Origin of the sequence: Caulobacter sp. (assembly GCF_017744445.1) — a bacterium.
In the GTDB taxonomy this organism is placed as follows: domain Bacteria; phylum Pseudomonadota; class Alphaproteobacteria; order Caulobacterales; family Caulobacteraceae; genus Caulobacter.
This window is the reverse complement of record NZ_JAGIBH010000019.1, coordinates 45803-63469: the sequence shown is the minus strand read 5'-3', so window position 1 is coordinate 63469 and position 17667 is coordinate 45803. Positions and strand designations below refer to the sequence as shown.

Annotated in this window: 11 protein-coding genes; 9 read left to right on the top strand and 2 right to left on the bottom strand. The window is 66.8% G+C overall.

Going from position 1 to position 17667, the window contains the following annotated elements; genetic code table 11:
- A partial coding sequence (locus J7528_RS21610; protein WP_291878831.1) for a sugar phosphate nucleotidyltransferase occupies positions 1-313 on the bottom strand: 313 nt, incomplete at its 3' end.
- A gap of 283 nt (positions 314-596) precedes the next feature.
- On the opposite strand from J7528_RS21610, the gene rfbD reads away from it, so the two are divergent.
- From rfbD to J7528_RS21570, 8 genes are all read left to right on the top strand, one after another.
- On the top strand, positions 597-1502 hold the full coding sequence (gene rfbD / locus J7528_RS21605) for a dTDP-4-dehydrorhamnose reductase (protein WP_291878829.1): 906 nt from the start codon (positions 597-599) through the stop codon (positions 1500-1502).
- Positions 1499-2377, top strand: coding sequence for a glucose-1-phosphate thymidylyltransferase RfbA (gene rfbA, locus J7528_RS21600; RefSeq protein WP_291878827.1), 879 nt, complete (start codon positions 1499-1501; stop codon positions 2375-2377). The genes rfbD and rfbA overlap by 4 nt, the downstream gene beginning before the upstream one ends.
- A 450-nt stretch (positions 2378-2827) precedes the next feature.
- The gene (locus J7528_RS21595) at positions 2828-5686 is read left to right on the top strand and encodes a TonB-dependent receptor (protein WP_291878826.1); all 2859 of its coding nucleotides are present in this window, start codon (positions 2828-2830) and stop codon (positions 5684-5686) included.
- A 54-nt stretch (positions 5687-5740) separates the two neighbouring features.
- Positions 5741-7825, top strand: a complete 2085-nt coding sequence (locus J7528_RS21590) for an acetylxylan esterase (protein WP_291878825.1) — start codon at positions 5741-5743, stop codon at positions 7823-7825.
- A complete protein-coding gene (locus J7528_RS21585) occupies positions 7822-9198 on the top strand; it encodes a glycoside hydrolase family 28 protein (RefSeq protein WP_291878824.1) in 1377 nt (458 codons plus the stop codon). The genes J7528_RS21590 and J7528_RS21585 overlap by 4 nt, the downstream gene beginning before the upstream one ends.
- A gap of 26 nt (positions 9199-9224) precedes the next feature.
- Positions 9225-10652 (top strand): glycosyl hydrolase family 28 protein, encoded by a 1428-nt coding sequence (locus J7528_RS21580; RefSeq protein ID WP_291878822.1) that lies wholly within the window; start codon positions 9225-9227, stop codon positions 10650-10652.
- A 12-nt stretch (positions 10653-10664) separates the two neighbouring features.
- On the top strand, positions 10665-11675 hold the full coding sequence (locus J7528_RS21575) for an alpha/beta hydrolase (RefSeq protein WP_291878820.1): 1011 nt from the start codon (positions 10665-10667) through the stop codon (positions 11673-11675).
- A gap of 183 nt (positions 11676-11858) precedes the next feature.
- A complete protein-coding gene (locus tag J7528_RS21570; RefSeq protein WP_291878818.1) occupies positions 11859-12881 on the top strand; it encodes a helix-turn-helix domain-containing protein in 1023 nt (340 codons plus the stop codon).
- Between the two features lie 300 nt (positions 12882-13181).
- Here the strand turns inward: J7528_RS21570 and J7528_RS21565 are convergent, their stop codons facing one another.
- Positions 13182-15971: a TonB-dependent receptor gene (locus J7528_RS21565; protein ID WP_291878816.1), complete on the bottom strand. Its 2790-nt coding sequence runs from the start codon at positions 15969-15971 to the stop codon at positions 13182-13184.
- A 379-nt stretch (positions 15972-16350) separates the two neighbouring features.
- Here J7528_RS21565 and J7528_RS21560 point away from each other — a divergent pair, with 379 nt between their 5' ends.
- Positions 16351-17667, top strand: coding sequence for an MFS transporter (locus J7528_RS21560; protein WP_291878813.1), 1317 nt, complete (start codon positions 16351-16353; stop codon positions 17665-17667).

Genomic DNA, 17667 nt, shown 5'->3' with positions numbered 1-17667 from the left:
GGTCGAGCGTCTGGACATAGGCGGCGGCCGCGGCGACGGCGGGCGCGCTGTCGCGGGCCTCGGGCTCGACCAGGATGGTGACCCAGGTGTCGATCTCGGCCGTTTGCTGGGCCACGAAGTCGACCATGGCCGCGCCGGTGACGATGACGATCTCGGCGACGCCGGGAATGCCTTTCACACGCAGGACGGTCTCCTGGAAGGACGACCGCTCGCCGACCAGTTTCAGGAATTGCTTGGGCTGGTCGCTACGCGAAGCCGGCCAGAGCCGCGTGCCTGAGCCACCGCACAGGATCACCGGATAGATCGCACTCAAGATAAACCCCACCACGTTTTAGTCTTTGCCCCTGTTAGGGCGTTATTGCGGACGGGCTTAAAGGCAAAGCATGACGAAACGAAGAGTTTTCGTTTGGTTGGCGTATGCGTGGGCGTCGTCTCGCTGAGGCCGTGAGCAGGACGATCTGGGAAAGCGCTGAATCTTGCGCTATGCCGGACCTTGGCTGGGGCATGCCAAGAATAGGATGATGAGGGAAGGCTGCGGATCCTTCACGCCATAGAAGGTCCGTGATGGCGCTGAGCGCCGCCTTTCCAGAGAAATAATGAGCTTGCAGCCTATCCATATCTTGATCACCGGCGGGGCCGGCCAAGTCGGCCTCGAACTTCAGCGTGCAACCTGGCCTGAAGGGGTCGCGCTTCATGCGCCCACACGCGACGAACTGGACCTGACCAGCGCGGCGTCAGTCCAGGCCCTATTCGACAAGATCCCGTTCGCGGCGGTCATCAACAGCGCCGCCTGGACGGCCGTCGACAAGGCTGAGGCCGAGGTCGCCGGAGCGTTCGCGGCCAATGCCGGTGGGCCGGCCTTGCTGGCGGACATCACCCGTGAGCGCGGCATCCCGCTGGTTCAGGTATCGACGGATTACGTCTTCGACGGCGACAAGCCCGGGCTCTATGTCGAGAGCGATCCGGTCGCGCCGATCGGGATCTATGGCGCCTCCAAGCTAGCGGGCGAGATGGCTGTGCGGCTGGGCAATCCGCGCTCGGTCGTCCTGCGCACGGCCTGGGTGCTGAGCGCCCACCGCGCCAATTTCCTGAAGACCATGCTGCGGCTGGCGGCGGATCGGCCAGCGCTGCGAGTGGTCGATGACCAGCATGGCTGCCCGACCTCGGCGACCGATATTGCCGGAGCGCTGAAGATCATCGTCCTGCGCATGATCGCCGACGAGGCGGCGCCGACCGGCGTCTATCACTTCGTCAATGCGGGGGAGGCGAGTTGGGCCGACCTGGCGCGGGAGGTCTTCCGCCTCAGTGCTGAGGCAGGCGGTCCGGCTGCCGAAGTCGAAGGCATTCCGTCCGAACAGTATCCAACGCCGGCGCGCCGGCCGAAGAACTCGCGGCTGTCGATGGCCAAGCTCGCAGCCGACTACGGCATTCATCCGCGCGCCTGGCAGTTCGCCGTGGCCGACATCATCACCGAACTGAACACTCAAGGAGCCCGCGCATGAAGGGCATCATCCTGGCCGGCGGCTCCGGCACGCGCCTGCATCCCATGACCTTGGTGACGTCCAAGCAGCTGATGCCTGTCTACGATAAGCCGATGATCTATTATCCGCTGTCGACCCTGATGCTGGCCGGCATACGCGAGGTGCTGATCATCTCGACGCCGCGCGACGTGCCCAGCTTCCAGGCGCTGCTGGGCGACGGCTCGCAGTGGGGGATGGAGATCCAGTACGCGGTCCAGCCCAGCCCGGACGGCCTGGCCCAGGCCTACATCATCGGCGCGGCGTTCGTGGGTAATAGCCCGTCGGCGCTGATCCTGGGCGACAATATCTATTACGGCCACGGCATCACCGACCTCTTCACCAACGCCATGAAGCGCGAGGGCGGGGCGACGGTGTTCGCCTATCACGTCAACGACCCCGAGCGATACGGCGTGGTCGAGTTCGACCGCGGCATGAAGGCTGTATCGATCGAGGAGAAGCCCAAGGCGCCGAAGTCGAACTGGGCAGTGACGGGCCTCTATTTCTACGACGCCGACGTGATCGAGATCGCCAGGAATTTGAAGCCCTCGGCGCGCGGCGAACTGGAGATCACCGACGTCAACCGCGCCTATCTCGAGCGCGGCGACCTCGCCGTGGAGATCATGGGGCGTGGCTATGCCTGGCTCGACACGGGCACGCCCGACAGCCTGGTCGAGGCCGCCGAGTTCGTGCGGGTGCTGGAGAAGCGCCAGGGCTTCAAGATCGCTTGCCCCGAGGAGATCGCCTTCCAGAAGGGCTTCATCGACGCGGGACAGCTCGAGGCGCTGGCGGATGCGCTTGGGAAAAGCACCTACGGGGCTTACCTGCGCAACAACGTGCTCAACCGCTACTCGCAATAGATCTGCCGTTATCGCGGGTCCCGACTGCGCCTGATCCCATCATCCGGGATCAGGCGTGTCCGCCACCCCATTTTTTGCCAGCGCTGGCACGAACGCGTTGACACCCGTTCGGGTTTGCCGAAGCTTTATCTCGATCGCGTCGACACGCTTCGGCGCGCGAGTAAGTCGGGCATGTGGCGTTGCTGCATGACACCGGTATCAATGGGAAGGGGAGCTGATGAACAGATTCATCCGCGCGCGCCGTGTCGCCGCGCCGCCCGCGCCTTCCGCCATCATTATCGCCATGGAACCACGTCCCCCGTGGACGTCGGGAGCCGGCCTTCGTCGGCTCCCGCCTCTTTGGCGCAGCGCTCCGCAACGGAGGGCCTGAGGCCCCGACAGGGCTGATCACCGAGCGCCCGTTCGTCGACCACAAAAAGAACGACGGGCGCCTTTTGGGAGGGAAATCAAATGACTTGCTTGAACTGGATGGAGTCGACGGCGGCGGGCCGTCGCAAGGTCCTGCTGGCCGCCGCCGGTGCGGGGGCGATGATGTGGGGGCAGGCCGCGCTGGCCCAGACCGCGTCCGCGCCGCAAAACGATCCGGCCGAAGTCGAGGCCGTGGTTGTCACCGGCTTCCGCAGCAGCCTGGAGAAGGCGCTGGAGGTGAAGCGGGCCAATACCGCCGCCGTGGACTCGATCGTCGCCGAAGACATCGCCAAGTTCCCTGACAACAACCTGGCCGAGGCCATCCAGCGCGTGCCGGGCGTAGCCATCACCCGCGATGGTGGGGAAGGGCGCAACCTGTCGGTCCGCGGCCTGTCCGAAGAGTTCACCCGCGTGCGCATCAACGGCGTGGAGGCCCAGGCGACCACGGGCTCGAACCGCGGCCGGGGCTTCGACTTCAACGTCTTCGCCTCGGAGCTGTTCAGCCAGATCGACGTGCGCAAGACGCCGTCGGCCGATGTCGAGGAGGGCTCGCTGGGCGCCACCGTCGACCTGCGCACCGGTCACCCGTTCGACTATCGCGGCTTCAAGATGGCCGGTTCGGCCAAGATGGGCTGGAACGATCTCTCCAAGTCCTATGACCCGCGCATGGCGCTGCTGGTCAGCAACACCTTCAAGGACGACACCTTCGGGGCGCTGTTCTCGGTGGCCTATTCCGAGCGCGGCACGCGCCAGAACGGGGCCAGCACGGGTCTGTGGAACCAGGGCAACGCCGACGGCGGCTGGTGCAGCGTCGCGGCGCGCCCGGCCCTGTGCGCCGGCGCCGATGCGACCGACACCGCCACGGCCAGCCTGGCGACGACCCGCTATCCACGCTTCCTGCGCTACCAGCAGTACGAGCTGGAGACCAAGCGCCTGGGCCTGACCGGGTCGCTGCAATGGCGTCCGACCGACCGCACCGAAATAACCTTCGACATGCTGTACTCGAAGTTCGAGGGCTCGCGGAACGAGCGCCAGCTGGAGGCCATCGGCTTCAGCCGCGCCGCCTCGCAGGGCGGCAAGCCCGAGATCGTGGTCCGCGATCTGGTGCTCGATGACAAGGGCACGATGGTCTACGGCCTGTTCGACAATGTCGATCTGCGCTCGGAGAACTACCTCGACAAGTACGACACCGAGTTCACCCAGTGGACCCTGAACGCCAAGCACAAGCTGACCGACAAGTGGTCGGTGAAGGGGCTGCTGGGCTATGTGGCCAACGATTTCGACAATGCGCTGGACTACATCGCCCAGATGGACCGGCTGAACAGCGATAACTACTCTTTCGATTTCCGGCCCAACGGCCAGTACTTCCCGGCCATCAACTACGGCTTCGACGTCACCGACCCGAACGCCTGGTACATCGGTCCGACCCAGACCGTGGCGGGCGGTACCGGCCCGACCGGTCCGGACATCCGCCTGCGTCCGAACTGGAACGATAACAAGTACAAGGTCGCCCAGTTCGACACCGAGTACGAGCTGAACGACCACCTGACCCTGAAGGGCGGCGCGAACTGGAAGAAGTACGCCTTCATCGGCCAGGGCCAACGCCTGGCCGCTGGCGAGGGCAACATTCCGGTCATGCCGGCCGGCTCGACCATGACCTCGCTGACCGAGCAGTGGTGCGGCCTGCAAGGCCTGAACCTGCCGGCGGGCACGCCCGTCTGCTGGGCCAGCCCGAACCGCGACGCTATCGCCAAGGCCTACGACATCTTCAGCAACAGCGGCCGCTTCGCCCTGTCCAGCACCACCTCCAGCGCCCGCGGCGACAACCGTCGGGTCAACGAGGAGGACAAGGGCGCCTATGTCATGGCGGCCTTCAAGTTCGACGCTCTGGGCATGCCGGTGCGTGGCGACGTCGGCGTGCGCTACGTCAAGACCGAGCAAAGCTCGACCTTCTTCGCCACTGTGCCGACCACCGTGGACCCGGCCGGCTTCCAGCTGACCACCGTGGGCCGCAGCTACGAGGACACCCTGCCGTCGCTGAACCTGGTGGTCGAGCCGCGTGAGGACGTCATTGTCCGCATCGGCGCGGCCAAGGTGATGTCGCGTCCGGGTCTGGGCAGCCTGTCGGCCGCGACCAACGTCTCGGTGGCCGGCGGCTCACGCACCGTGACGACCGGCAACCCGATGCTGGAGCCCTATCGCGCCAAGACCTTCGACGTGGCGGTGGAGTGGTATCCCAAGCGTGGGGCGATCCTGTCGGCGGCGTTCTTCTACAAGGACATCAGCACCTACATCCAGAACATCACCACCCTGGCGCCGTACTCGACGACGGGCCTGCCGGCCAGCCTGCTGCAGGGGACCGGCGTGACGGTCGACGACCAGTTCACGATCTCGAACGTCATCAACACGCCCGGCGGCCCGCTGAAGGGCGTCGAGTTGAACTACCAGCAGCCCCTGACCTTCCTGCCGTGGAAGCTCAAGAACTTCGGCGTGCTGCTGAACTACACCTTCGTCGACTCCAAGATTGACTACTTCCTGACCACGACGGCGGGCGCGGCCACCGTGTCGCGCGATCTCCTGAACCTGTCCAAGAACGCCTACAACGGCACGCTCTATTACGAGGAAGGGCCGGTCCAGGCTCGCATCTCGCTGGCGCACCGCGACAAGTACCTGACCGCCGTGCCGTCCTCGTACAATGTCGATGTGTCGGGGCGTAAGCCGACGACCTTCGTGGACTTCTCGGCCTCGTACCGGATCAACGACGCGCTGACCTTCAGCGTCGAGGGCCTGAACCTGACGAATGAGAAGGACATCACCTACAGCGACTCCACGGCCGAGCGGCTGAGCGACTACTTCCAGAGCGGTCGCCAGTACTTCGTGGGCGTGCGCTACAGCTTCTGATCCCGTGGGCGGTCGGCGAGAGCCGGCCGCCCGTTTTTCATTGGGGCGACCAGTATGAAGACCGCTTATGGCGCGGCCGCCGCGCTGCTGCTTTTCTCCGCCGGGCCGGCGCTGGCTCAATCCGCGCCCGCCAATGGCCGCGCCGAGCTCACCGCCTATATCGACGGCCTGGCACGCGACCGCCTGAAGGTGCGCGAGGCCAGCGTCGCGGGGCTGAAGTCCCAGGCTGACGCCGAGGCCCGCAAGGCCGCCAATCGCGCCAAGATCCTGAAGCTGATCGGCGGCCTGCCCGAGCGCACGCCGCTGGCGGCCAAGACCTGGGGTGTCGTCCAGGAGGACGGCTTCAAGGTCGAGAAGGTCACCTATGACAGCCTGCCGGGCTATCACGTCACCGCCAATCTCTACGTCCCTGAAGGGAAGGGGCCGTTCCCAGCCATCATCGTCGCCCCGGGGCACGGCCTGGACGGCAAGATCGGCAACCGCAACTTCGCGGTGAACCTGGCCCGCGCCGGCATGATGGTGCTGGCCTACGACATCGTCTCCGAGGGCGAGCGGCTGCAGCACTACGATCCCGAGCTGGGCGCCTCCAAGGTGGGCCGGCCGACGGGCGAGCACAGCCTGGCCGCCTGGCAGACCGCCCCAGTGGGCGACCACGTCTCGCGCTACTTCATCTGGGACGCTGTCCGGGGGCTGGACTACCTGGCCGCCCGGCCTGACGTCGACGCCCAGCGCCTGGGCGCGTTCGGGTGCTCGGGCGGCGGCACGCTGACGGCGTTCCTGTCGGCCCTGGACGACCGGGTGAAGGCCACCGGCACAGCCTGTTTCATCACCGACTTCGACCACCTGCTGTCGACTGTCGGACCGCAGGATGGCGAACAGTCGATCCCAGGCTTCCTGGCCTCGGGTCTGGATCTCGCCGACTTAGTCGAGATGGCCGCGCCGCGCGCCTATGCGGTGATCTCGACCACCGAGGACATGTTCCCGTTCGAGGGGGCGAAGAAGGCGGTCAAGGAAGCGCAGGGCGTCTATGCCCTGTACGGCGCCGAGGACCGGTTGAGCTTCATCCACGGTCCGGGCGGCCACGGCGCCTTGCAGCCCATCGCCTCGGATATCGTCGCCTTCTTCAGCCGCTGGCTGAAGGACGTGCCGGAAAAACGCCCCTTCACACCGCCGCCCCGTCTCTCGCCGGAGAGGCTGTGGGTCACGCCGACCGGCCAGCTCTCGACCTCGATCGGCGGCGAGACGATCCAGAGCCTGAACGCCAAGCGGCTGAAGACGGTGATCGCGGCGCGGCCAACCGTGGCGTCGGCTGCCGAGGTCGCGGGCCTGCGCAAGCGGCTGGCGACCGACATCCGCGCGGTGACCTTCGCCACGGTCCAGCCGGGCGGCGCGCCGCCTGAGGTTGCTGAGGGCGCGAACGGCGGGCTGCGGTTCAAGGTCGAGGACGGCCAGTGGGCCGATGCAATCCTCACCAAGCCCGACGGTGACGGCCGCAAGCCGGCCGTGCTGCTGCTGACCAAGGATCCTCAAGCGGTGAAGGCCGAGGCCGCGCGGCTGGCCAAGGCCGGCCATGTGGTCCTGACCCTGGTCGCGCGCGGCGCGGGTGGGACCGAAGAACTAAAGGCTAGCGTCCTGGGCGACTGGAACCTGCTCGCCACCCGCATGCTGCTGGTCGACAAGACCCCATTGGGCGTGCGCCTGGACGACGCCGTCCACGCCATGGACTGGCTGGCGGCGCGGCCGGATGTCGATGCCAAGGCGATCAGCGTCTACGGCCTGGGCGCGCTGGGGCCGGTGGCCCTGCACCTGGGCGCGATCGATGACCGGGTCGCGGCGATCTATGCCGACAACAGCCTGACCGCCTTCCGCATGGCCGTGAACCAGCCGATCCAGCGCGAGTTGCCCGAGGTGCTGCCGCCCGGCGTGCTGCGCCGCTATGAACTGGGCGATCTGGCGCTGGCGGCGTTCCCGCGTCCGGTGACCTTCGTCAATCCGACCGACGCCGTCGGCACGCCGCTGACGCAAGCCGCCTTCGACAAGGAGCTGGCCTATGTCCGCGCGGCTGATCGCAAGCTGGGGCAGGGCGATCGTGTCCGCTGGACCTGGAGGGGCGGCCGCGAGCCGCTCGTGCTGCCATGAGCGTTTCCCGCCGTCATCTCCTGGCCTCGGGCGCGGTGCTGGCCGCCGCGCCTAGCCTGGCCCGCGCCGCCGACGACGCCTGGAAGGAAGCCGACGCCATCCTGGCTCGTATCAAGCCGCCGGCGATCCCGCGCCGCGACTTCCCGATCACCAGGTTCGGGGCCAAGCCGGGCGGTGAGGCCGACTGCACGAAAGCCATAGCCGCGGCGATCGCGGCCGCCGCCAAGGCTGGCGGAGGTCGCGTGGTGGTCCCGGCCGGTGTCTGGCTGACGGGCGCTGTCCATCTGAAGAGCCGCGTCGAGCTGCACGTGGCCAAGGGCGCGACCCTGAAGTTCTCGCGCGATCCGGCCGCCTATCTGCCCGCCGTGCTGACCCGGCACGAGGGCGTGGAGCTGATCAACTACTCGCCCTTCATCTACGCCCTGGACCAGCACGACATCGCCCTGACCGGCGAAGGAACCCTGGACGGCCAGGCCGATGCCGACCACTGGTGGCCCTGGGTCAAGCGCAAGCCGCCCGGCGTGGTCGACGACCGCAAGCGCCTGACCGAGATGGCCGAGAAGAGCGTGCCGGTCGAGCAGCGAGTGTTCGGGGCCGGCACGACGATCCGTCCGATGTTCGTCCAGCCCTATCGCTGCCGGAACGTGCTGATCGAGGGCCTGACCATCGTCGGCTCGCCGATGTGGGAGGTCCATCCGGTCGCCTGCGAGAACGTCATTGTCCGTGGGCTGCAGATCCACAGCCACGGCCCCAACAACGACGGTTGCGACCCGGAGTCGTGTCGCGACGTGCTCATCGAGAAATGCGTGTTCGACACCGGCGACGACTGCATCGCCATCAAGTCGGGCCGCAACGCTGATGGCCGCCGCCTGAACCGTCCGACCGAGAACGTCATCATCCGCGACTGCGAGATGAAGGACGGCCACGGCGGCGTCACCCTGGGCAGCGAGATCACCGGCGGCGTGCGCAACGTCTTCGTCGAGCGCTGCAAGATGGACAGCCCGCGCCTGGATATCGCCATCCGCTTCAAGAACAACGCCATGCGCGGCGGCACGCTGGAGAACATCCACGTCCGCGACATCGCCGTCGGCCAGGTGGCCAAGGCGGTGATCACCGTCGACTACAATTACCAGGAGGGCGCGAACGGGCCGTTCACGCCGGTGTTCCGCAACCTGGTGGTCGAGCGCCTGGTCAGCGGCAAGAGCCCGCGCGCGCTCGACCTGCAAGGCTTCCCCGCCGCGCCGATCCGCGGCGTGACGCTGAAGGACTGCGTGTTCGACGGCGTCGCCCAGCCCGACATCGTCAAGCATGTCGAGGGGCTGACCTTCGAGAACGTCCGCATCAACGGCCAGCCGGCCACGCCGCCGGCATGAACAAGTTCAGTGAGTTAGAGACGCCCATGACCCAAAGCCCAGTCTCCGCCACCCGTCGCCTGATCGTTGGCGGGATCGGTCTCGCCGCCGCTGCCGCCGCCTTGCCGGCGCAAGCCCAGGCCTCGAAGGCCAAAGCGCCCGCGCGTCCGGTCCTGCCAGCGCGCAAGCTGAAGAACCCCCTGGTGCTGGATCCTCGCGACTTCGGCGCCAAGGCCGATGGGGTAACCAAGGACACCGCCGCGATCCAGACCGCGCTCGACCGTTGCGCCACGCTTGGCGGTGGCGAGGTGGTGCTGAGCGGCGGGACCTTCCTGAGCGGCGCCATCCGCATCGGCTCGCGCACGACGTTGCGCATCGAGGCCGGTGCGACGCTGCAAGGATCTCCCGATCTGGCCGACTATCCTGTGGTGCAGGTGCGCTGGGAGGGCCGCTTCGTGCCGGGCTATATCGGCCTGGTCTGGGCGCGGGAGGCGCACGACATCGCCTTGACCGGCAAGGGCCAGATCGTGGCTTCGTCGGCGATCAAGCGGCGGATCGAGACGGCGACCGGCTATCGGCATCCGGCGCTCCTGGAATTCGTCGACGTGAAGGGCCTGAGCGTCACCGACCTGCGCACCGAGCAGAACGACATGTGGTCGATCCATCCGCTGTATTGCGAGGACGTGGTGTTCCGCGACGTGATCGTGCACGGCGGCGCCGACGGCATCGACGTGGACTCGTGCAGCCGCGTGCTGATCGAGCGCTGCGACTTCGACGTGGCCGACGACTGCATCTCGCTGAAGTCCGGACGCGGGCTGGAAGGCAACATGATCGCCCGGCCGACCGAGGACGTGACCATCCTGGACTGCGTGTTCCGCGACCGCCGCTGGGCTTGTATCGGTATCGGCAGCGAGACCTCGGCCGGGGTGCGCCGGGTGCTGGTCGAGCGCTGCAAGTGCCTGTCGGCCTACACCTTCGCCATCTACATCAAGAGCCGTCCGGGGCGTGGGGCGTTCATCGAAGACATCGTCATGCGAGACCTCGAGGTCTCGAACACGGGGCAGGGCTTCCTGCGGCTGAACTTCCTGGACAGCGGCAAGCAGGACCAGTTCCCGGTGCCGGGCCTGGCCGGCATCCCCACCGTGCGCAACCTGGTGTTCGAGCGCATCAAGGTCACCGACGTCCCGGTGCTGGTCGAGGCGGTGAACGTTCACCCCGACAAGCCGGTCGAAGGGCTGGTGCTGAACGGCGTCACCGGCACGGCCAAGCGCGGCATCCGCCTGGCCAACCTGCGCAATGTCGACCTGAAGGGGATCAATGTGACGATCGCGGAGGGACCGAAGCTGGCGACCAACAATGTCACCGGTCGCGGGCTTGAAGACGCGGTGGCCGGCGATCCTACGCCGCGGCCGGCTGACGTCGTGGCAACGGAACCTGCCTACCGCTTCGGTCAAGCCAGTGGCCGGCCCAACTAGGGAGAGACGAGCGTGCGAGACCTCCACCTGAACCGGCGGGCGCTGACTGGCGCCCTGGCCCTGAGCCTGGTCGCAGGGCGGGCCTTGGCCCAGGCCGCCAAGCCGGCGGATGCGACCCTGACCGGCACGCCCGCCGCGCCGGTGATCATCCCCGCGCCGCTGGAGCCGGCGGGCCTGCTGTCCAAGGAAGTGGTCGAGCTGTGGCCGGTCGGGCGCGTGCCGGGCTCGGCGGGTGTCACGGCCACGCGCCAAGTGCTGGAGCGCGGCTCGCCCGCCGCCCATGACCGCGCGGTGATGCATGTCTCGCGACCGATCCTGGAGGTCTTCCGACCCGAAAAGCCGAACGGCGCGGCCATGGTGATCCTGCCGGGCGGCGGCTACATGCGGCTGGCGGTGGACAAGGAAGGGGCGGGCGGCGCCCGGCGCCTGGTCAAGGCGGGCATCACCTGCTTTGTGCTGAACTACCGTCTGCCGGTCGACGGCTGGGCCGACGGCTATGACGCCGCGTTGCAGGACGTGCAGCGGGCCGTGCGCCTGATCCGCGCGAACGCCAAGACCTGGGGCGTGGATCCGGCCCGCGTCGGCGTCATGGGCTTCTCGGCTGGCGGGCACCTGGCCGCCGCGTCCCTGACTCGCTACGACGCCAAGGTCTATGAACCGATCGACGCGGCCGACCAGCTGTCGGCGCGGCCGGACGTCGTCATGGTGGGCTACGGCGTCATGACCGCCACGCCGCGGCCGGGCATCGCCACGGTCAGCGCCGAGACGGCCAAGCCGTTGAACGAGCGCGTCCGCAAGGGCCTGCCGCCGACCTTCGTCGTGCATGCCGCCGACGACCGGACCGTGCAGGTGACCAACAGCCTGACCCTGTTTCAGGCGCTGAAGATCGCTGAGGTCCCCGCCGAGCTGCATGTCTACCAGGAAGGCGGCCACGGGTTCGGCTTCAGCCTGCCGGCCGAGAACCCGGCCTCACGCTGGCCGGACGCCTTCGAGGCCTGGCTGCGTCGTCTGAAATTCATCTGAGTTGGGCGATCGGGTCGTCGAACCGGCGGGGTTCGACGACCACTCGCTTTCGCACCCCGTGCCCCACCGACATCTAGCGTGCTGCTGCACGTGGTTCTCGCTCACGGGGAGGGGGGCTGTCATTGATCAGAAATCCACGTTTTATTGTCCGCTGGTCCCCGAGTCCCGCCCGTAGAGACGTCCTTGCCCGATACCGCCTTGCGTAAAGATGTCTGGCTGCTGGACGCCAGGGAGCACGACGACGCCTTCGAGCAGTACCGCAAGGGCTGCGCGCACCTGTTCGACATCACGCTGCAATCGCCCGAAGCGACCTTCTTCAACAGTCTGGTGGCCCACCACCTGGGTCCGGTCGTCCTGGCCAAGTGCTCGGGCGTGCCGCAGCGGTTCGAGCGCAAGCTGTCACACATCCTGATCGATGGCGGCGACACGGTCCTGGTGGTGGTCGAGTTGGAGGACAGCGGCTGGCGTGGCGACTATGACGGTCGGGCGGCCGGCGGTCACATGGGGTCGATCCGGCTGATCGACATGGCCCGGCCGTACGAGATGTCGACCGGCAGCTATCGCTCGCTCTACGTCATGTTTCCACGGGGCTTGCTGGACGAGCAGGGCGATCTCGATTTCCACGGCCTGGTGGTTTCCGAGGACGGCGTCAGCGGCCGCCTGCTGGGCGCGCACGTCCGGACGTTGGCGGAGGTCGCCGACCGGATGACGCCGGATGAAGCCGAGGCCGGCGCCCGGGCCATGGTGGCCCTGATCTCCGGCGCCATCACTGCCCATGCCGCGCCCGCGACCGGCGATCATCGTCCCGTCGAGAAGATGCTGCTGGCCTCGGGCCGCCAGTTCGTCGAACGCAATCTGGAGGATGTCGAGCTGTCGCCTGAGGCCGTCCGCCGGCATCTGGGTGTGTCGCGCAGCCTGCTCTACAAGGTGTTCGAGCCCCTGGGCGGCGTCAGCGCCTTCATCCAGGGACGCCGGCTGGATCAGGCCTTCGACGCCATCCTGCATGACCGCGCCGAGCAATATACGCTGGGCGAGATCGCCTATCGTCACGGCTTTCGGTCCGATGCCCACTTCAGCCGCGCCTTCCGCGGGCGGTTCGGCGTCACGCCCGGGCGCCTGCGCCGGGTGGGCGAGGCGGCGCGGCGGGAAGGGCTGTCGGCGCTGGAGCGGCCGGACGACGTCTTCACCTGGCTGCGCGGCCTTTAGGCCGATCGACGCCCAGGGCGCCCAAGGTAAAGCTTCTTACGGTTAAGCTTCACGCATAGGGTGAGTGGGATTGCCTTACGCGGCCTCGGCGACGTAGGGTCCGCGCCCTCTCGTCACCCCACCGACGAGCAACTCGCCGGCGGCGTTCAGCGAATGCCGCCGGTCCTCTCCCTCCTAAATCCGCTCGAATCCGACGGCAGGCGCAAACAAACGCGCCGCCTCCGGGAGGAGAGGCGGCGCGAGTCGAACCAGGCGGAGGTAAAGGAAGGACGCCTGGGAAGTCCGGGGAGGACGTTCGGCTTAGAAGTTGTAGCGAAGGCCGACGATGAACTGGCGGCCGCTGTGGGTGTAGACGTTCAGGCGGTCGCTATCGCCGACGTACTGGTCGTTGAACTCGTCGGTCAGGTTCACGCCTTCGAGCGACAGCTTCAGGTTTTCACGGATGTTCCAGCTGGCCTGCATGTCGACGTTCAGGGTCTCGTTGGTGCCATGGACGGTGTTGCCGTCGCTGCCAGGGACCTGGCTCAGGTAGCCGTCACGATAGGCCAGCGAGCCGCGGATGCTCCACTTGGGGGTCTCGTAATAGAGCGTCGCGTTGGCGGCGTTCTTCGACAGGCCGATCAGGTCGTTGATCACCACCGGCGAGTTGGCCGCCGACGAGGTCGGGTATTCGATCTTCGAGGCGACATAGGTGTAGTTGGCGATCACGCCGAAGTGGCTCAGCCAGCCCGGCAGGAAGGTGAAGGGCTGCTGGACGTTCAGCTCGAAGCCTTTCAGGTCGCCGCCCTTGGTGTTCACCGGCTTGGAGACCTGGAACAGCATGTCCGGGGTGGCGGTGGTGCCGGCGATCAGCGAGTCCGGCAGGCCCAGGGTGTTGTAGACGCGCTGCTCGCTCTGGGTGGCCACGAAGGTGTTGATCTTCTTGTAGAAGAAGCCGGCCGCGAACATCGTGCCCGACGACGGGTACCATTCCAGAGAGACGTCCAGGTTCTTGGACTGGGTCGGGTTCAGGTACGGGTTGCCCGAGCTGAAGCTGCGGTTGGCGCCTTGCACCGAGACGTCACCGCCGGGCGACAGCGAGCCGATGCCCGGACGGGCGATCGTCTTGGCGGCGCTGAAGCGGGCCACGAAGGTGTCGGTGACGTCGGCGGCGATGTTGAACGAGGGCAGGGTCAGGTCGTAGTCGCGCTTGACCTCGACACGCTGGATCGAACCGCCGACGGCGGCGTAACCAGCCGACTCCTGCTCGGTGTGGACGCGGCGCAGGCCGGCGTCGCCACGGAAGGGCAGGCCCAGGGCCTCGAAGCGGAACTCGGCCTGGACGTAGGCGCCCGTGTCACGCTCCTCGACCGCGCCGTACTGGCCGCGCGCCGAGGTGTTGTTGGTGCCGGTCAGGGCGTAGATGCCGGTGTTGCTGTAGATGTTCAGCAGAGCGTTATACTTGTCGATGTCGGGCACCAGCCAGGCGGTGGCGTTGCCGGACGGCATGTCCAGACCCTTGCCGAAGCCGCTGTACACCGTCGACACCGAGGCCAGCTGGGCCGGGGTCAGGGTCTGGCTGACCGTCTCGCTGGTCCGGTACAGGCCGTAGCTGTCGTACTCGAACTTGCGCCAGTCGACGCCAGCCTTGAGCTTCAGGTTCTGGCTGGCTTCCCACTCGCCATAGACCTTGGCGGTCGAGAACTGGTTCTCGACGAAGGTCGGGCGGATGCGGACTTCCGAGGTGCCGTTGATGGCCGACCAGTTGGCCGGATTGGTCGGGTCGAAGCCCAGCGTGATCCCCGGGGCGCGGCCGTTGCGGAAGTCGTAGGCGTAGCCCTGGCTGTTCAGGCGGTCGAACGTGATGATCGTCGAGATCGGCTGGGTGAAGGTCGAGTCCGCAAAGCCCATCAGGCCGCCAAGGACGAAGCGCTCACCGAAGTTGTGCTTGGCCGACAGGGTGGTCTGCTTGAACTCGGTGTTCAGCTCGTCATAGGCTGACTGGGTGCGCAGATCGACATTGTCGATACGGGCGTAGACCAGATCCGTGCCTTGGACGACGCCATCGCGGATGATCGCTTCAGGCTTGCCGGTGCCGGCGCGCGACAGGCCGATGGCCTGCAGCTGAGCTTCCTTCCGCACGCCGCCGAGGTAGGCGTACAGCATGTCGAGATTGATCTCGGTATTGGCGTCCGGCTTGTACTGGATCGAGCCGGCCAGGCCCGTGCGCTTGTTCTTGATGTCGTAGCTGACATAGGCGGGGATGCGCGGGGCGAAGATGCCGGTGGTGGTGTTGGTGTTGTTGATCTGGGCCAGGGTGTAGCCCGGCACGGTCGAGGCGCTGTTGAAGCCGCCGTTGCTGCCGCCGACGGCCCAGCGGGTGATGTTGGCGCCTTCTTCCTTCAGGTGGCGCTCTTCGTAGGCGGCCGAGATCAGCACGCCCAGCTTGCCGTCGAAGAAGGTGCGGCTGGCCAGGGCCGAAACGCGCGGCGTCGTCTTCTCGGCGAGGTCGTTGTAGCTCGCGCCGGCCGACAGCACGAGCTGGGGCTTGCGGCTGTCGAAGGCGCGCGAGGTGTTCAGGTCGACCGTGGCGCCCAGCGAGCCTTCCTCGACATCGGACGAGGCGGTCTTGCGCACCGCCAGGCTGCTGAAGAGATCCGAGGCGAAGACGTTGAAGTCGAAGCCGCGGCCGCGGTTGGTGCCGCCGCTGTTGGCCGTGCCGCCGGTGGTGGAGATGGCCTCCATGCCGTTGATGCGGACGCGGGTGTATTCCGAACCCAGGCCGCGCACGGTGATCTGGCGGCCTTCGCCGTTGATGCGCGAGATCGAGACGCCGGGGATGCGCTGCAGCGACTCCGCCAGGTTCAGGTCGGGGAACTGGGCGATGTCCTCGGCCTTGATGGCGTCGACGACGCCGCTGGAGTTGCGCTTGATGTTCATCGCGCTCTGCAGGCTGGCGCGGAAGCCGGTGACGACGATGGCGTCGACTTCATCGGCGGCGGGGGCGGCCGGAGCGGCCTCCTGCGCGGCGGCTGCGGTGGCCAGCGTCAAAGCCAGGGCCGAAGCGCTGATCGCTAGGGCGGCGCGCGCGGGTTTGCGGTTGATCGACATCATCCCTCCCAGTGCCCGCGTGTCGCGGGTCTCTTTCGATCCGAAGGCGGCCGAACCACCTTCTTTGTTGGCTTCAGGATAGGAGCGGCTTTTCGTCGAGGGCCAATCTCAATCAGGTATGGACTGATGCGTGTTCGGCACGGATCGCGGCCGTGCGGCGCTCAAACGCTCGAGTTTCGATCCAATTTTCCGTGTTTCAGCCGGGGCCGCCTCGGCTTAAGGGGCGATCTGGACACATTTCGATACAGGAATGGCCTCGATCCATGTCGCCCGTGGATCGGTCGATAGGCTAATTGACTTAGACCTGGGGAACGGGCGCCTCTAGCGTCACCCTGAACGATGCCGACGACAGATCGGCTCTCAAAGGGAAGGGACGCGTATGACCGACACCACCAAGCGGACGCGGGTGCGCTGGCTGATCATCACGGTCCTCTTCATCATCACCACGATCAACTACGCCGACCGCGCGACCTTCTCGATCGCGGGCCAGTCGGCGTCGAAGGAGCTGGGCCTGGACCCGGTGGCGATGGGCTACATCCTGTCGGCCTTCGCCTGGGCCTATGTGCTGGGCCAGATCCCGGGCGGGGCGCTTCTGGACCGCTTCGGCTCCAAGAAGATCTACACCATCGCCTTGGTGGTCTGGTCGGCCTTCACGGCCCTACAAGGCTTCGCCGGCTTCTTCACTGGGCTGATGGCCGCTAGCGTGCTCTTCGCCATGCGCTTCGCCGTGGGGCTGGGGGAGTCGCCGTCGTTCCCAGCCAACGCCCGCATCGTCGCGGCCTGGTTCCCGGGCTCGGAGCGGGGCACGGCCTCGGCGATCTTCAACTCGGCCCAATACTTCTCGCTGGTCGCCTTCGCGCCGCTGATGGGCTGGCTGGCTCACAGCTTCGGCTGGCGCTCGGTGTTCTGGGTGATGGGCGTGGTTGGCATCCTGGCGGCGCTGGTCTTCGTCAAGCTGATCCACAGCCCGCTGACCCATCCGGCCGTCAACAAGGCCGAGGTCGACTATATCGAGGCCGGCGGCGGCCTGGTGCGGATGGAAGAGGCTGAGACCAGAAACGGCGCGGCCTTCACCTGGGCCGACGTCAAGCAGGTGCTGTCCAGCCGCATGCTGCTGGGCGTGTATCTGGGCCAGTACTGCATCAACGTACTGACCTACTTCTTTGTCACCTGGTTCCCGATCTATCTGGTCAAGGAGCGTGGCCTGTCGATCCTGCAGGCGGGCTTCACCGCCGCGCTGCCGGCCCTGTGCGGTTTCGCCGGCGGCATCCTGGGCGGGATGATTTCGGACGGCCTGCTGAAGAAGACCGGCAACCTGGACATCGCCCGCAAGACGCCGCTGCTGCTCGGCATGGTGCTGGCCACCTGCATCATCGTCTGCAACTACGTCGAGCAGGAGTGGCTGGTCATCGTGATCATGGCCGCGGCCTTCTTCGGCAAGGGCGTGGCGTCGCTGGGCTGGGCGGTGGTGGCCGACACCTCGCCCAAGGAGATGGCCGGGGTCACCGGCGGCATCTTCAACACCTTCGGCAATGTCGCCGGCATCGTGACCCCGATCGTCATCGGCTACATCGTCAAGGCGACCGGCTCGTTCGACGGGGCTCTGATCTTCGTCGGCGCCCACTGCGTGATCTGCATCCTGGCCTATTTCCTGATCGTCGGGAAAATCCAGCGTCTGGAACTGAAGACGGCTTGA